Annotated in this window: 14 protein-coding genes; 8 read left to right on the top strand and 6 right to left on the bottom strand. The window is 66.7% G+C overall.

Features of this window, described 5'->3' with window-relative positions; genetic code table 11:
* Positions 1–88: 88 nt before the first annotated feature.
* Both V3388_RS01170 and V3388_RS01165 read right to left on the bottom strand, forming a co-directional pair.
* On the bottom strand, positions 89–1,243 hold the full coding sequence (locus V3388_RS01170; RefSeq protein ID WP_336365687.1) for an NAD(P)/FAD-dependent oxidoreductase: 1,155 nt from the start codon (positions 1,241–1,243) through the stop codon (positions 89–91).
* Positions 1,244–1,260: 17 nt separating this feature from the next.
* Positions 1,261–1,428, bottom strand: coding sequence for a rubredoxin (locus tag V3388_RS01165; protein WP_336365686.1), 168 nt, complete (start codon positions 1,426–1,428; stop codon positions 1,261–1,263).
* Between the two features lie 305 nt (positions 1,429–1,733).
* Between V3388_RS01165 and V3388_RS01160 the strand changes: the two genes are divergently transcribed.
* The 5 genes from V3388_RS01160 (at position 1,734) to phoR (ending at position 5,978) form a co-directional block, all read left to right on the top strand.
* Entirely contained in the window at positions 1,734–2,291 is a 558-nt protein-coding gene (locus V3388_RS01160; protein ID WP_336365685.1) for a hypoxanthine-guanine phosphoribosyltransferase, read from the top strand.
* The gene (locus V3388_RS01155) at positions 2,272–2,844 is read left to right on the top strand and encodes a chorismate--pyruvate lyase family protein (protein ID WP_336365684.1); all 573 of its coding nucleotides are present in this window, start codon (positions 2,272–2,274) and stop codon (positions 2,842–2,844) included. The genes V3388_RS01160 and V3388_RS01155 overlap by 20 nt, the downstream gene beginning before the upstream one ends.
* Positions 2,845–2,913: 69 nt before the next feature.
* Positions 2,914–3,801 (top strand): 4-hydroxybenzoate octaprenyltransferase, encoded by an 888-nt coding sequence (gene ubiA, locus V3388_RS01150; RefSeq protein ID WP_336365683.1) that lies wholly within the window; start codon positions 2,914–2,916, stop codon positions 3,799–3,801.
* 76 nt (positions 3,802–3,877) lie between these two features.
* Positions 3,878–4,570: a phosphate regulon transcriptional regulator PhoB gene (gene phoB, locus V3388_RS01145; RefSeq protein ID WP_336365682.1), complete on the top strand. Its 693-nt coding sequence runs from the start codon at positions 3,878–3,880 to the stop codon at positions 4,568–4,570.
* Positions 4,571–4,613: 43 nt separating this feature from the next.
* On the top strand, positions 4,614–5,978 hold the full coding sequence (gene phoR, locus V3388_RS01140; protein ID WP_336365681.1) for a phosphate regulon sensor histidine kinase PhoR: 1,365 nt from the start codon (positions 4,614–4,616) through the stop codon (positions 5,976–5,978).
* On the opposite strand, the gene V3388_RS01135 is transcribed toward phoR, so the two are convergent.
* Positions 5,979–6,884, bottom strand: a complete 906-nt coding sequence (locus V3388_RS01135; RefSeq protein WP_336365680.1) for a response regulator — start codon at positions 6,882–6,884, stop codon at positions 5,979–5,981.
* A 223-nt stretch (positions 6,885–7,107) separates the two neighbouring features.
* Between V3388_RS01135 and V3388_RS01130 the strand changes: the two genes are divergently transcribed.
* The 3 genes from V3388_RS01130 to V3388_RS01120 all read left to right on the top strand — a co-directional run bounded on the left by V3388_RS01130 (position 7,108) and on the right by V3388_RS01120 (position 11,773).
* Complete coding sequence (locus tag V3388_RS01130; RefSeq protein WP_336365679.1) at positions 7,108–8,358, top strand: lytic murein transglycosylase; 1,251 nt, start codon at positions 7,108–7,110, stop codon at positions 8,356–8,358.
* Complete coding sequence (gene rsuA / locus V3388_RS01125) at positions 8,358–9,056, top strand: 16S rRNA pseudouridine(516) synthase RsuA (RefSeq protein WP_336365678.1); 699 nt, start codon at positions 8,358–8,360, stop codon at positions 9,054–9,056. The genes V3388_RS01130 and rsuA overlap by 1 nt, the downstream gene beginning before the upstream one ends.
* A gap of 125 nt (positions 9,057–9,181) precedes the next feature.
* Positions 9,182–11,773, top strand: coding sequence for an EAL domain-containing protein (locus tag V3388_RS01120; protein WP_336365677.1), 2,592 nt, complete (start codon positions 9,182–9,184; stop codon positions 11,771–11,773).
* Here the strand turns inward: V3388_RS01120 and V3388_RS01115 are convergent.
* From V3388_RS01115 to V3388_RS01105, 3 genes are read right to left on the bottom strand one after another with little or no spacing between them, the layout of a single operon-like run.
* Positions 11,757–12,713 (bottom strand): carbohydrate kinase family protein, encoded by a 957-nt coding sequence (locus V3388_RS01115; protein WP_336365676.1) that lies wholly within the window; start codon positions 12,711–12,713, stop codon positions 11,757–11,759. The genes V3388_RS01120 and V3388_RS01115 overlap by 17 nt on opposite strands.
* Positions 12,714–12,741: 28 nt before the next feature.
* Positions 12,742–13,809, bottom strand: a complete 1,068-nt coding sequence (locus V3388_RS01110; protein ID WP_336365675.1) for a LacI family DNA-binding transcriptional regulator — start codon at positions 13,807–13,809, stop codon at positions 12,742–12,744.
* A 34-nt stretch (positions 13,810–13,843) separates the two neighbouring features.
* Complete coding sequence (locus tag V3388_RS01105; protein ID WP_336365674.1) at positions 13,844–14,974, bottom strand: ABC transporter ATP-binding protein; 1,131 nt, start codon at positions 14,972–14,974, stop codon at positions 13,844–13,846.
* Between the last annotated feature and the right edge of the window lie 34 nt (positions 14,975–15,008).

The following is a 15,008-nucleotide window of genomic DNA, read 5'->3' as shown; positions in this document are numbered from 1 at the left end:
GCTCCTGTCGGTTCATTAGCTCACGAAGGAGTTTTCTACCCGAAGCCCGGCCATTTGGCAACGACTACGCGGCCCGCGCCCGCCCGGCTCAGCCGTGCAGGGGCGGGACCTCTTTGGCCAGAGCCTGCTTCTCCACGGCGAAATCCCCCGTAACGGCAAAGCCCAGCAGTTCGCCGTCCGGGCTCACGAACCGGGCGCGCACGCTGTTGCCGTCGGCGTCGGTCTGCCAGTCGCCAGCCGCGTCCGCCGGCGGCGGGTAGGCCGCAGTCGGGCAGCAGGGGGTTTTGATCATCACCGGCATCACCCCGTAGCTCACCTCGGTGCGCTCGCCGGTCAAGGTTTTTGCCAGGGCACGGGCGCAGGCCATCAGCGGCAGCACGTACAGGAGCACGTGGCCGTCCACCTCGGCGCAATCCCCCAGGGCGTAGACGTCCGGGGCCGAGGTTTCCAGCGCCCGGTTCACCTGAATGCCCCGGTTCACCGCCAGCCCGGCGTCCGCCGCCAGGGCGGTGCGTGGTCGCAGGCCGATGGCGGACACCACCAGGTCGGCGTCCAGGGTCGAGCCGTCCGACAGGCTCAGGCACACGCCGTCGTCGGCCCGGTCGATGCGCTCGACCACCTCGCCCAGGTGAAAACGCACCCCCAGATCGGTCAGCGCCCGCTGTACCGCGTTCGCGGCAGCGTCCGGTAGCAGCCCCGGCATCAACGCATCACAGGGGGCGATGACGTCCACCTCGATGCCGCCATTGCGCAGGTCGTTGGCAAACTCGCAGCCGATGAGCCCGGCGCCCATGATCGCCACCCGGCGGCCTTCGCCCAGGGTGTCCCGGAAACGCCGGTAGTCCCCCAGGTCGTTGATGGAGAACACCCGATCGCCGCCGTCGCCGGGAATGTCCAGCCTCAGCACGTCAGCACCACAGGCCAGCACCAGCCGGCCGTAGCTCAGGGCGCCGTCCGCCAACTGCAACTGGCGGGCGTCAACGTCAATGCCGGTCACCTGCGTGTGGGGGCGGATTTCGATGCCCAGCTGGGCCTGCATGGCGTCCACGTCCGCCTGGGCCAGGCCATCGGCGTCTTTACCCTTGGTGAAACCCGTGGACAGCATGGGCTTGGAGTAACTCACGCCGTCGTCGGCGCTGACCAGGATCACTGGCGTGTCCTTGTCCAGTTTTCGAAGCTCCCGGGCCAGGGAATACCCGGCCAGGCCGGTACCAACGATGACAATGGGGCCGTGTTCGGACATGCGCTGGACCTCCCTGGTCAGTCGATCTCGATCATTTCAAAGTCTTCCTTGCCCACGCCGCAGTCTGGGCAGACCCAGTCTTCCGGCACGTCTTCCCAACGGGTGCCCGGTTCGATGCCGTCTTCCGGCCAGCCCTCGGCCTCGTCATAAATCAGGCCACACACAACGCACTGCCACTTTCTCATCAAGTCTCTCCTGATCGTCCGGGACCGGCCGCCGGCCCGGGGTTGGCACAGCCAACGAATAATTGTCTAACAATCTTGCAGTAGAACGATTGCTAACCGTATCTTCAATTGGACCCTCGCGCAAGCGATCCGTTCAACCGCGCCCATGATACCGGCGGGCGCCGCCTGCACCAATGCCATTACGGACGCGGACGCGGGTAGATTTGTGCCAATCGCGGTAATGACCGACCGACCCGGGCCGGTCGCCCCTCCCTTCCCGCCCGCCGGTTCGGTATAATCGCCCGTTTTAGACAGGATCCTCAGGTATGAACGACACCGTCGCCGAAATGAACCAGGTCATGGCCGAAGCCGACTGCCTGGTGGATGAAACGCAGGTACAGGCCGCCATCCACTCACTGGCCGACGAGATCACCGCCCGCCTGTCCGGCGCCAACCCCCTGGTGTTCTGCGTGATGAACGGCGGGCTCATCCTGACCGGTCAGCTGCTGCCCCAGCTGCGTTTTCCGGTACAGGCCGAGTACCTCCACGCCACTCGCTACCGCCAGGAAACCACCGGCGGCATCCTGGAGTGGAAGCTGCAGCCGGATGCGGACATGACCGGCCGTACCGTGCTGATCATCGATGACATCCTGGATGAAGGCACTACCCTCTGCGCCATCGCCGACTACTGCCGGGCCCATGGCGCCGCCGAGGTGCTCACCGCCGTTCTGGTGGACAAACAGCACGACCGCAAGGCCCGTCCGGGCCTGAAAGCCGACTTCACCGGCCTGGATGTGGAAGACCGCTTCCTGTTTGGCTACGGCATGGACTACAAGGGTTACTGGCGCAACGCCCCGGGCATTTATGCCGTCAAGGGACTGTAACCGCCACCACCAGCCCGCCACCGGGGTGCCAGCCACCCGCTGGTACCCGTCCCTGGCTTCCGCCGGGCTGATCGACCCGCAGGTGCACGGGGCCGCCCGGCACTGGCTCACCGTGGAAGGCTCCTTTACCCGCGCGCTGCAGCGAGTCTGCCGGGAGCGCTTCCACGTGGACGTGCGCCACGAGGGCTTCGGCCGCCCCACTCTGGAAGAGGCGCGACACCTGGGGCTTCCTGAACGGCAGTTGGCCTGGGTGCGGGAAGTGGCCCTGTGCGGCGACGGCTCGCCCTGGGTCCTGGCCCGGACCCTGGTGCCCCTGGCCTGCCTGAACGGGCGGGGGCGGCGCCTGCGCCAGCTCGGCCGCAAGCCGCTGGGCGCCTACCTGTTCAGTAGCCCGGACTGGCAACGGGGACCGCTGGAAACCGGTTTGTGCCAACCCCGGCATCCGGGAGACGCCATCCTGGCCCGGCGGTCCATGTTCCACAACGGGCGCCACGGCCTGCTGGTGGGGGAATACCTGCTACCCAGCCTGATCACAAACCGGCACACCGGTTAACCCGGCGCGACCGGGCCGCTATAATCGATCGGGTCTGTGCCATCCATCCGCCGCCGAGAGCTCCTTCCCATGCCCGCCAATGCCCTGCCCGAACCGCTGGTCCGCCGGCTGACCGACTACGCCCAGTTGCTGCGCATCAACCGGCCCATCGGCTCCCTGCTGCTGCTCTGGCCCACCTACTGGTCCCTGTGGCTGGCCGCCGACGGCCAACCGGACCTGGCCAATGTGATCATCTTCACCCTGGGCGTGTTTTTCATGCGGGCCGCCGGCTGCGCCATCAACGACTTTGCCGACCGGGACTGGGATCGCCACGTCAAGCGCACCCAGGACCGGCCGCTGACCGCCGGCCGTATCCGGGCCTGGGAGGCGGTGGCCCTGTTCCTGGGCCTGAGCCTCGTGTCGTTCCTGATGGTGGTCCTGTTCACGAACACCCTGACGCTGTACCTGTCGTTCGGTGGCCTGGTGCTCGCCTTCATTTATCCGTTCATGAAGCGCTACACCCACCTGCCCCAACTGTTCCTCGGGGCTGCCTTTTCCTGGGCCATTCCCATGGCCTGGGCGGCCCAGGCCAACGCACTGAGCCAGGTTACCTGGCTGCTGTTCACCGCCAATGTGCTCTGGACCGTGGCCTACGACACCCTCTACGCCATGGTGGACCGGGACGACGACCTGAAGGTGGGCATCAAGTCCACGGCCATCCTGTTCGGCGAGGCCGATCGGGCCATTATTGGCGCTCTGCAGGCGCTGGTGATCCTGATTTTGGTGCTGGTCGGGCACCGGACGGAGCTGGGCGTCTTCTATTACCTGGGGGTCGCGGTTATGGCCGGCCTGTTTGTTTACCACCAGTTCCTGGCCCGGAACCGCGCCCGAGAAGAGTGCTTCAAAGCCTTTCTGAACAACAACTGGGCGGGTTTCGCGGTGTTTGCCGGGCTGTTTGTGGATACACTGGTGCGCTGAGACTGTCACAGAGCTGTCATACTCGGGCGTTGTAATAGTCCGGTAACCAATTGACGGCTGAAACAGGGTCACCCCCATGAATGGAAAAACCGTGCTGATCGTCGACGACGAAGCTCCGATCAGGGAGATGATCGCCGTCGCGCTGGAAATGGCGGACTACGATTACCTCGAAGCCGCGGACGCCCGCGAAGCCCACGCCCTGATTGTGGACAAGCAGCCCGACCTGGTGCTGCTGGACTGGATGCTGCCCGGCACCAGCGGCGTCGAACTGGCCCGGCGCCTGAAGCGCGACGAAGCCACCGCCGACATTCCCATCATCATGCTCACCGCCAAGGTTGAGGAAGACAACAAAATCCAGGGCCTGGAAGTGGGCGCGGACGATTACATCACCAAACCGTTCAGCCCCCGGGAACTGGTCGCCCGCCTGAAGGCGGTGCTGCGGCGGGCCACGCCCCCGGGCGTGGATTCCCCCATCGACGTGGAAGGCCTGACCCTGGACCCGGTGGGCCACCGGGTGTCCACCCCGGAAGGGGCAGTGACCATGGGCCCCACCGAATACCGGCTGCTGCAGTTCTTCATGACCCACCAGGAACGGGTCTATACTCGGTCCCAGCTGCTGGACCAGGTCTGGGGCGGCAACGTCTACGTGGAAGAACGCACCGTGGACGTGCACATCCGCCGGCTGCGCAAGGCCCTGGGGGAACGCTACGACTACCTGATCCAGACCGTCCGGGGCGCCGGCTACCGGTTCTCAACCCGCTCGGACTGACGGCCAACCCGGCTCCGGCCAACCAGAACAAGGCACCACCCCTATGCAACACGACTGGTCCCGACATGTGCGTTTCCTGGCATTCGGGCTGGCGGTGGCGGCCGGCCTGGGCCTGTACCTGGGCCAGCTGCTGCCGGCGCTGCTGGTAGCGCTCGCCCTGTACCTCAGCTGGACCCTCGTGCAATTGCGCCGCCTGAGCCGGTGGCTGGGACATGCTGGCCTGTCCGCCGACGCGCCCCACAGCGTCGGCCTCTGGGGCGAGCTGTTTGACCGCCTGCACCGGCAGGAGCGCGTCCACCAGCAGATCGAAGACCGGCTGCGGGCCCGCATTCACCGGGTGCAGGAATCCACCAACGCCATGCTCGACGGCGTGGTGATGACGGACAGCCATGGCAAGATGGAATGGTGGAACGACGCCGCCGAGTACCTGCTGGGGTTCCGGCGGGGCACCGACCGGGGCCAGATCGTCCATAACCTGATCCGCACCCCGGCCTTCAAGGCCTACTTCGACGCCAGGGACTACCGGGAGCCGCTGCAAATCCGCTCTCCGGCCCGCCCCCACCTGCGGCTGCAGGTCCAGATCAGCCTGTTCGGTGACGACGACCGCCTGATCGTGGCCAAGGACGTCACCCGGCTGTTTCAGCTCGAGCAGATGCGGCGGGATTTTGTCGGCAACGTGTCCCACGAGATGCGCACGCCGCTGACGGTGATCAGCGGCTACCTGGAAACCATGTCGGACAACAGCGACCAGTTACCCGCCAAATGGCGCCGCGCCATCGACGCCATGACCGGCCAGGCCAGCCGGATGGAGGCCCTGATTACCGACCTTATCCTGCTGTCCCGCATCGAAACCGGTGAACATACCCTGCACCACGCCCGCATCAACGTGGGCCAGATGGTGGGCCAGATTGTCCAGGATGCCCGCACTCTCAGCGGTGACCGCCAGCATCAGATCCGCCTGAGCCTCGAAAGTGACCAGTGGCTGCGGGGCGACGAAAGCGAACTGCGCAGCGCTTTCTCCAACCTGGTGTTCAACGCGGTGAAATACACCCCCGCCGGTGGCGAGATTGACGTGAGCTGGCGCACCGACCGGAACGGCGGTTACCTGACGGTAAAAGACACCGGCATCGGTATCGATCCGGTGCACATCCCCCGGCTGACCGAACGCTTCTACCGGGCCGACCCCAGCCGCCACAAGGACACCGGCGGCACCGGCCTGGGCCTGGCCATCGTCAAGCACGTGCTGATCAACCACGATGGCCGGCTGGACATCCACAGCCGGCCCGGCGAGGGCAGCGAGTTTGTCTGTCATTTCCCGAAGGAACGGCTGGTGGAAGCGGGCGAGGCCCCGGCGCCCCAGGGCACCGCGACCCCGAAAAGCGGATCATTGCCGCCCGGGCGGCAATGATCAGCGGGCGCCGGCCCGGAAGCGGGCGACGAACCGGGACAAGTCCTCGAGCTTTTGTGGGTCTTCGTCCACAAAGCGAATGGTGACGCTGACAAAGTCCGTATCCTGGCGCTTGTCCACCGCCTGCAGCTGATGCACGTAGCCGTTCAGCCGCGCCATCTTGCCCTCACCAATGTCGATGTCCACCACCGCCTGATCCAGGATACCGGGGAACGCCTGGTCCCGGCGGGCGATGACCCGGACCTCGGTCAGGTTGATGTCCTTGACCACCGACGCCAGCGAGCGGTCGGCAAACCGGACCGACGCCAGGCTCATGGTGCTGGCCCGGCCGCCGCGGGCCCGTGGGGCATCGGCACCGACCTCCGGCGCAGGTTCGCGGGCGGCCGGCGGAGGTGATGATGGCGCCGCCGGTGCCGGTGTGGTCGGCACGCCGGCCGAGGACGCCTGGGTCAGTAACGTTGCCGATTCCTTGAACGCGTCCGCCGGACTGGCCATGGATTTGCCGGAGCGGTCCATGGCGTCCTTCAGGCGCCGGCCCATCACCTTGATGATCTTGCGGCTAAGGCCATCCGGGCTGAAGGGCTTCCCGAGGTACTCCGAGACGCCCTCCCGGACCGCCTCGACGACGTGATCCTTGTCGCCCCGGCTGGTAATCATGATAAACGGGACTTTCTCGTACTGGGGCTGCTGACGCATCCACTGAAGCAGCTCCAACCCCGACATTTCCGGCATTTCCCAGTCGCACAGGATCAGATCAAAGGTGGTTCGACTCATCAGGGACTGAGCCCGGCGCCCGTTCTGGGCGTCCACCGTATCAATCACCGGGAACCGCTGGCGCACGGTACGCTTGACCAGATCCCGCACAAAACTGGCGTCGTCCACCACCAGCGCTCTGAGTATTGCCATCAATCGCTACCTCTGAATCCATCCTGACCGCCGGACCGGACGGTCTTTGTCGACCAACTATAGAACAAAGGGCGGCCTGATGGCCGCCCACCGCAACAAAAAGGCACAATCCAGGACCCGTTTGGCACCCCCTATCCGCTGCCGTTCACGACAGTATTTTCGCGGGGCCGAAACGCGCTACCATGGGCCTGGGAACTGATTTCACCGGGATTCGAGGTATCGCGTGTTCACACCATCCGCACGGACGTTGCAACGCTCACTGGCCCTGGCCGCCGCATTGATCGGCGCCGGCACCGTCCACGCCGCCGGGGCAGCCGACGCCGCCACCCCTGAGGCCACCCCCACCGAGGACTTCGGTGCCTGCAAGCAGCGCCTGGAACAACGGGCCGTGGCCGAGGGCGTTCGCCCGCAAACGGCGCAGGCGGTCATGGCCAACGCCGAGTACCTTCAGCGGGTGATTGACCTTGACCGCCGGCAGCCAGAGTTCACCACCACCTTTGCCGATTACCTGAACCGCCGGGTCAACGACGACCGGGTGACCGAGGGCCGGGAACTGCTCCGGGAACACGCCGACCTGCTCGAGCGGATCACCCGGGAAACCGGCGTCCCGGGGCCCTATCTGGTGGCGTTCTGGGGCCTGGAAACCAATTTTGGCAAATACTTCGGCAAGATGTCCGTGCCGAGCGCCCTCACCACCCTGGCCTGCGATCCCCGCCGCAGCGAGTTTTTCAGTCGCCAGTTGATGGCGGCCCTGGAAATCATCGACGAGGGCGACATTCCCGCGGACCAGATGGAAGGCTCCTGGGCCGGCGCCATGGGCCATGTCCAGTTCATGCCAACCGTGTTCCTGGCCCACGCGGTGGACGCCGACGGCGACGGCAAGCGCGATCTGTGGCACAGCCTGCCGGACGCTCTGATGTCCGCCGGCCACTTCCTGCAGTCCATGGGCTGGGACGGGGACTATCGCTGGGGTCGGGAGGTGCGCCTTCCCGAGGGTTTCGACTACAGCCTGGCCGATGGACGGCGCCTGCCCCTGAGCGAATGGCGTAAAAAAGGCATCACCGATGCCTTCGGCAACGCGCTGGCGGACGAGCCGGTAAAGGCCAAGCTGCTGGTGCCTGCCGGCCATCGCGGCCCGGCCTTCCTCGTGTACCACAACTTCCGGGTGATCATGGGCTGGAACCAGTCGGAGTATTACGCGGTGGCCGTCGGCTACCTGGCGGACCGGATTGCCGGCGCCGGCAAGCTGCAACAGCCACCACCGGAAGACGTGCCCAGCCTGTCCAGAAGCCGGGTGATCCAGCTGCAGACGGCGCTGAACGACGCTGGCTTTGACGCGGGTGAGCCGGACGGGATCCTCGGGCCCGCCACCCGCGCGGCCATTCGGCAGTATCAGCAGGCCAAGGGCCTGGTGCCGGACGGCTACCCCGGCCAGCAGTTGTTGGCCAGCCTCCGGGTGATTGATCAGCCCTGATGCCGGACCGCCTGGACCAATTCGTCAGCCAGCGCAGCGCCCTGTCCCGCCGGGAGGCGAAGCGCGCGGTTGGGGCCGGCCGGGTGACCGTGGACGGCGTGCCCTGCCGGGACGCCGCCCGCAAAGTCTCGGAAGCCGATCGGGTTTGCCTTGATGACCAGCCCCTGGCCGCCGCCGGGCCCCGCTACCTGATGCTGCACAAGCCCGCCGGGGTGGTTAGTGCCACCCGGGACAGCGACCACCCCACCGTGCTCGACCTGCTGCCCCCAGACCTCGCCCGCGGCCTGCACCTGGTGGGCCGGCTGGACCGGGACACCACCGGATTGCTGTTGCTCACCGACGACGGCCAGTGGTCCCACCGCATCACGTCCCCTCGCCGGGACTGCCCGAAAACCTATCGGGTCGACCTGGCCGAACCCCTGACCGACGACGCCGCCCGGCAACTGGCCGAGGGCCTGGTGCTGAACGGGGAAGATCGGCCTACCCGACCGGCCATTGTGACGCAGCTCGCGCCGGACCGCATCGAACTCACCATCGCCGAGGGCCGCTACCACCAGGTCAAGCGCATGCTGGGCGCGGTCGGCAACCGGGTCACCGCGCTTCACCGCCTGCGGGTAGGCGCGATTGCGCTGGACCCGGCGCTGGCGCCGGGCGATTTCCGTGCCCTGTCCCAGGACGAAATCACCAGCGTTGCCTGACCAACCAGGATTCCCCATGCAGGATTCTGTAAAACCGGGTAAAATTACTGCATAATCAATATTTTACAGAACGTAACAGCCTGTAAAATTGCGTAAAACGCCCGAGTCGACAAGGACCCCGCTGCATGGACTCGCCCCGTACGGCTCGTCTGCTGACGGCCACTCACGCCTGGCTACCCCTGGCCCTGCTTCTGGTGGGGTTTGCCTACATTCTCGGCGTCACCAACTGGCCCGGCGGCACCGCAGTCGCCGGTCACGGGCTGTATCCGACGCACGCCGCGGCCAGCGCCTCGCCGTCACCGGTCCAGCTGCTGCCGGACCTGGCCTATCAGATGCAACCGCTGGACTCGGTGCTGGCCACTCCTGCTGCGGAACACAGCGATGCCTGGACCCGCATTGATCCCAGCCACTCCGGCCTCGGCTTTCCCTACCGCCCGGTCACTTATCGAATCCACCTGAGCAACACCGACACGGTCAGCCGGCGACAGCATCTGGTGGTCACGGCACCGTTTCTTGACGTTCTTCGACCGGTGCTGATCACACCGGACGGACAGCGCCAGTTCCTGCCGGTGCTGGGCGATCGCTCCGGCACGCCTCGGCTGGTGGACCTGCCGGACTGGGTCTGGCCCATCACGGTGCCGCCGGGGCGCTCCACGTTGATGATGGAGGTCCGCAACAACGGCGCCACCGTTCTCCCCCTCGCGCTGGGCGACAACACCTCACCCGGCGCGGGCACGGTGATCGGGCTGGTCTGGAAGATGCTCATCACCGGCCTGCTGGCGTTCGCCCTGCTGCTGACCCTGAGTGCCGCGGCGCGCCTGGGGTCCCTGGGGCTCGGCTGGCTCAGCGTCTTCCTGACGGGCGTGATCCTCAGCCAACTGATCATGGACGGCATTGGCTACTGGCTGCTGTGGCCCGGTCTCCCGGCCCTGAACACGCTGATTGGCGCCTGCCTGCCGCTGTGCCTGGTCGCCCTGTGCGAGTTCACCATCCTGTTCCTGGACACCGGCTCCCGGGGCGCCCGCCTGCTGCGCGGGTTCAGCATTCTGGCCGGCGTCCACCTGCTTGCGGCGCCGTTCGGCCTGGACTGGTTGGGCCAGCATTCCCTGTTGGTGCTGTGCGCCATCACCGGCACAGTGATTCTCGGCTTGCTGGTGCACCACCGGGACAAGCCGAACGCCGGGGCACTGGCGCTGGCCATACTGGTAATCCTGGTCGGGGCCATGCTGTCATCGGCCCGGGTCGTGGGGCTGTTCCCGGTCAACCCGTTTACCGACTCGGCGTATTTCCTCGGGGCCGCGCTGGGCTCACTCATCCTGACCAGCGGCGTGGCCCGGTCGGTGATTCAGGAACGCAAGCGCCAGCAGCGGAGCGACGAACGCTTCCGCGAGGAACGGCGGCTTCGGGCCCGGGTGGAAAAGGACGTCGACCGGCTGCTGAAAACCAACCGGATCACCGGAAAGCCGAACCGGGTGATGTTTGAAGAAGCGCTGAGCGAGCGGGAGCGGCCGGAGCAGCCGTTTGCCATCTGCATGATCCGGCTGTCCCGCATCAATGAACTGCAGCAGGTGCTCGGTTACCGCACCACGGAAACGCTGCTCAAACAGTACCTGCGCCATCTCAATACGTTTATCCGGCGCACCCTGGGAGACCGGTTGATTCCCATCAACGGCTTTGCCGTGGCGTCTCTCGACCTGGCGAACCACGCCTTCGCGTACCGGCGGGACGACAGTGACCAGCCGGACGACGGCCGCGCCCTGGAGAGCGTGACCCGCTGGCTGCGGGCCCAGTTCCGGGAAGGCCGTTTCAGTTTTTCCTGGGGACCGACGGTGGGCGTGGCCTACGCGCCGGAACACGGGGTAACCGTCCCGGAGCTGGTGTCCAGCGCCGGCTTCGCTTCCTTGGCCGACGGCGACGGAATCACCGTGTACGATCCCGCCATTGCCGAACACCAGTACCGCCAGCAGATCCTGATGCTGGAGCTCGAAGGCTCCCTTCGCAAACGGGAGCTCTGGCTGGAGTACCAGCCCAAGGTCCGCATTGCCGATGGCGAGGTGATGTCCCTTGAGGCCCTGGCCCGGTGGCGCCATCCGGAGTTCGGGCAGATTCCCCCGGACCAGTGGATACCGGTGGCCGAGCAGGTGGGGCTGATTCCCAAGGTGACCAACTGGGTGCTGGCGCAGGCGTGCCAGGATTACCACCGCCTTGCCGAACGGTTCGGGCCGGACGTGGCCGTCGCCGTGAACGTTTCCGCCACGGACCTGGCCCGTCCGGACTTCGTGGCGTTTGTGGCTGGCACCGTAGCAAGTCATGGGCTCGCCCCGGACCGGCTGATCCTGGAAATCACCGAAACCGCGGTCATGGCGGATCCGGCCCTGGCTGCCTGCACCCTGGCCCGGCTCAGTGAAACCGGCGTGCGCCTGTCCCTCGACGATTTTGGTACCGGCCAGTCGTCCCTGGGCATGCTCGCGGGCTTCCGTCTCGACGAGCTGAAGATCGACCGAAGCCTGCTCCAGGGCATCCTCGACGACGAACGCCGGCGCACGGTGCTGCGCATGGCCCTGGACCTGGGCACCACCCTGAACCTCAAGGTGGTGGTCGAAGGGGTGGAAGACAACGCCACGGCCCAATGGCTGACCCAGTTCCCGGGTCTGTTCGGTCAGGGCTACTACTGGGGGCGGCCGGCGCCCTTGGCGACACTCACCCGAGATCGGTAAGGGCGGGCATGGCGGCGAAGGCCCCCGGGCGGGTGGCGGCCGCCGCACCGCAGCGGGCCGCAAACCCGAGCGCCTCGCGCGCCTGACCGGGTTCCGCCAGCCACCGGGGCAGGCGGTTCGCCGTCACGCCGTCGGCCCGGAGCCGGAACAGCAGGCCGGCGACGAAGGCATCCCCGGCGGCAGTGGTATCCACCGCGGTGACGCTCGGAGCCGGTACCGTCAGCGGCCCGGCACAGACCTCCGGCCGGGCGAACGCGGTTATCGGCCCCGGGCCATCGGTCACTACCACCCAGTGCACCCCACGGGCCAGCAGACCGTCGATCACCCGAGGGTGCTCTGCGCCATACAGGGCCTCCAGTTCCTCCCGGCTGAATTTCACCAGATCGGCGCTTCCGGCCAGCGTCTCAATAACGCCGGCCGCCTCGGCGGGCCGGGGCCAGAGCCCGGGCCGAAAGTTCACGTCCAGGCTGATCAGGCAGCCGACGTCCCGGGCACGGCGGACCAGCGTATGGCTGGTATCCCGGATGGCCGGTTCGGTGAGGGTGTTGGAACACAGGTGGAACAGCCCGGCGTCCGCCAGGGCCGAGGCCGGCAACTGGTCGGCCCGGTAGCGAAGATCCGCGGTGTCCTGCCGGTAGAAACGGAAGCTGCGCTCCCCGGCACCGTCCAGAGACACCAGTGCCAGGGCGGTGTTGGCCTCGCCGGTAACGGCCAGGGCGTTCAGATTGACGCCGTAGCCGGCCAGCGCCCGACGAATGCTGTGACCGAAGGCATCGTCACCCACCTGCCCGGCGAAGGCCGCGCGCCCGCCCAGGCGGGCCACCCCCACCGCCACGTTCGCGGGCGCCCCGCCGGGCTGGGGCAGGCAGCTCAGGCCATCGCCGTCGGGCTCGGCCCGCAGGTCAATCAGGGCTTCGCCAAAGCAGAGAATGTCGGACATGGTGTTGGCTCCGGATCGGGAACGGTTGTCAGGGGCAGCTTTCCCGCACCAGCAGGCGGGTGCGGAGCAGCACGTTCCGATCCTCCTGTTCCCCCAGGAAAATGCGGGCGGCGGTGCGGCCTTTTTCGGCGCTCTGCTGGTACACCGTGGTCAGGGACGGGTGGATGTTGGCGCCCTCGGGAATGCCGTCAAAACCCACCACCCGCAGGTCCTCGGGCACCCGCAGGCCCATCTGCAACGCCGCCTGGATGGCGGCCAGGGCAATCCGGTCACTCATGCACAGCAGCAGGTCCGGCCGGGGGCTGGAAGTCAACGCTTCCCGGGCGGCCTGGTAGGCGTCCTGGTGGTTGTTGGTGGGGGTGGACCAGATCCGTTCCGGTGACACGGTATGGCCGGCCGTCGAAAGCGCGTCCAGGTACCCGTGCAGGCGCCGTACGGAAATGGCCCGGACCTCGTTGAACAGCTCCCGGTCCCGCACCCGACACACCCGATCGCTGTCCACCAGGCGCAGCCCCAGAATGGCCACGTTCGAGGGCGGCGTCGCCAAGGCATGCTCAGCGCTGCGGCGGGCGCCGTCGTAGTTGTCCACGTTCACCCAGGTGCAGCCCTCCAGATCAAAATCCACCGCCACCAGCGGCTTGTTGTGGCGCAGCAGGCGGTCGTAGGTGGCCGACTCCTGCAGCCAGCCGTAGATGATGAAGCCGTCCACCATGGACTCCTGCAGCCGGTTGCGGCACGGGTCGTCGTCGTGACTGGACAGCAGCAGCAGGTTGAGCTGCCGGCGGTCGAACTCCTCGGCAACACCGTGCAGGAATTCGTTGGCGACCGGATCGGTCAGAGAGTAGGCCAGGTTGTCCGCCAGCATGACGCCAACAATGCCGGTGCGGCCGGTGCGCAGGCTTCGGGCGGCGGCGTTCGGGCCCAGGTAACCGAGCCGGCGGCACTCCTCCAGAATCCAGCGCCGCTTGGCTTCGGACAGCTGGTCCGGGCGGTTGAAGGCATTGGAAATGGTGGCGGTGGAGACGTTCAGCAGCTCCGCCATGGCCTTCACGGTCAGGCGTTTGCCTCCGCGGGGGCTTACCGATGGAATGGTCACAGGCTCCGTTCTCCGTATACACCGTTGGCTCTGTTCAATGACTGGCGGCGCTTGCCGACTTGGATTCGGCAACATCGGACCCGGCCAGGTCCGGCAGCGCCTGGCCCCGGCCGTCAAAGACGTGGGCCCGCGCGGCGTCCACCGTCACCGCCACCCGGTGGCCGGGCTGGATCGGGCACGGCACCGGATGGCGCACCACCATCAGGTCGTTCATGGCCGGCAAATCCACGTACACATAGGCCTCGTTGCCCAGATACTCGACGTTGACCACTTCCAGCCCCTGGTCGGGGCCAGACAGCACCACCTCGAGATGTTCCGGGCGAACGCCGACGGTCACCGGCGCCTCAGCGCTGAGACCGGACAGGTCCCGGGCCACCGTCAGGTTGCCCAGGCCAGTGATGACGAGTCGGCGCCCGGCCGGATCAAGAACCCGGGCGGCCATCAGGTTCATGTTCGGGGACCCGATAAACCCGGCGACGAACAGGCTGGCGGGACGCTCGTACAGTTCCACGGGCGAGCCCACCTGCTCCACGTTACCGCGATTGAGCACCACAATCTTGTCCGCCAGGGTCATGGCTTCCACCTGATCGTGGGTGACGTAGATCATGGTGGAATGCAGGCGGTCATGCAGCTTGGCGATCTCGGTGCGCATCTGCACCCGGAGGCTGGCGTCCAGGTTGGACAGCGGCTCGTCGAACAGCATGATCTTCGGTTCCCGGGCCATGGCCCGGCCGATCGCGACCCGCTGGCGCTGGCCGCCGGACAGCTCCCGGGGTTTACGGTCCAGCAGCTTCTCCAACTGCAGTACCTCCGCCGTGCGGGTCACCCACTCCCGGATCCGGCCCTTGTTGGCCTTACCCAGCTTCAGGCCGAACGCGATGTTCTCATACACCGACATATGGGGATAGAGCGCGTAGGACTGGAACACCATGCCCACGCCCCGCTCCTTCGGGGACTGTTCGTTGACCACCTGGCCGTCGATCTCGATGTCTCCGCCGGTGGGTTCCTCCAGGCCGGCAATCAACCGCAGCAGGGTGGATTTGCCACAGCCGGAGGGGCCCACGAACACCACGAACTCCCCGTCTTCAATGCGCAGGTTCACCCGCGGCAGGATCTCGTCTTTTCCAAAGGTCTTGTTGATGTTTTTCAGTTCCACACACGCCATGGTGGAGACTCCTCTGTGATGCGCCCGACCGGGG

It is taken from the genome of Marinobacter sp. C2H3 (assembly GCF_037080155.1).
Classification (GTDB): domain Bacteria; phylum Pseudomonadota; class Gammaproteobacteria; order Pseudomonadales; family Oleiphilaceae; genus Marinobacter.
Note: the sequence above shows the minus strand (reverse complement) of the source record. Positions and strands in the feature narration are given on the sequence as shown.

Coding starts and splice junctions, on each gene's coding strand:
- V3388_RS01170 (WP_336365687.1), bottom strand. CDS start 1,243: ATGTCCGAACACGGCCCCATTGTCATCGTTGGTACCGGCCTGGCCGGG.
- V3388_RS01165 (WP_336365686.1), bottom strand. CDS start 1,428: ATGAGAAAGTGGCAGTGCGTTGTGTGTGGCCTGATTTATGACGAGGCC.
- V3388_RS01160 (WP_336365685.1), top strand. CDS start 1,734: ATGAACGACACCGTCGCCGAAATGAACCAGGTCATGGCCGAAGCCGAC.
- V3388_RS01155 (WP_336365684.1), top strand. CDS start 2,272: ATGCCGTCAAGGGACTGTAACCGCCACCACCAGCCCGCCACCGGGGTG.
- ubiA (WP_336365683.1), top strand. CDS start 2,914: ATGCCCGCCAATGCCCTGCCCGAACCGCTGGTCCGCCGGCTGACCGAC.
- phoB (WP_336365682.1), top strand. CDS start 3,878: ATGAATGGAAAAACCGTGCTGATCGTCGACGACGAAGCTCCGATCAGG.
- phoR (WP_336365681.1), top strand. CDS start 4,614: ATGCAACACGACTGGTCCCGACATGTGCGTTTCCTGGCATTCGGGCTG.
- V3388_RS01135 (WP_336365680.1), bottom strand. CDS start 6,884: ATGGCAATACTCAGAGCGCTGGTGGTGGACGACGCCAGTTTTGTGCGG.
- rsuA (WP_336365678.1), top strand. CDS start 8,358: ATGCCGGACCGCCTGGACCAATTCGTCAGCCAGCGCAGCGCCCTGTCC.
- V3388_RS01120 (WP_336365677.1), top strand. CDS start 9,182: ATGGACTCGCCCCGTACGGCTCGTCTGCTGACGGCCACTCACGCCTGG.
- V3388_RS01115 (WP_336365676.1), bottom strand. CDS start 12,713: ATGTCCGACATTCTCTGCTTTGGCGAAGCCCTGATTGACCTGCGGGCC.
- V3388_RS01105 (WP_336365674.1), bottom strand. CDS start 14,974: ATGGCGTGTGTGGAACTGAAAAACATCAACAAGACCTTTGGAAAAGAC.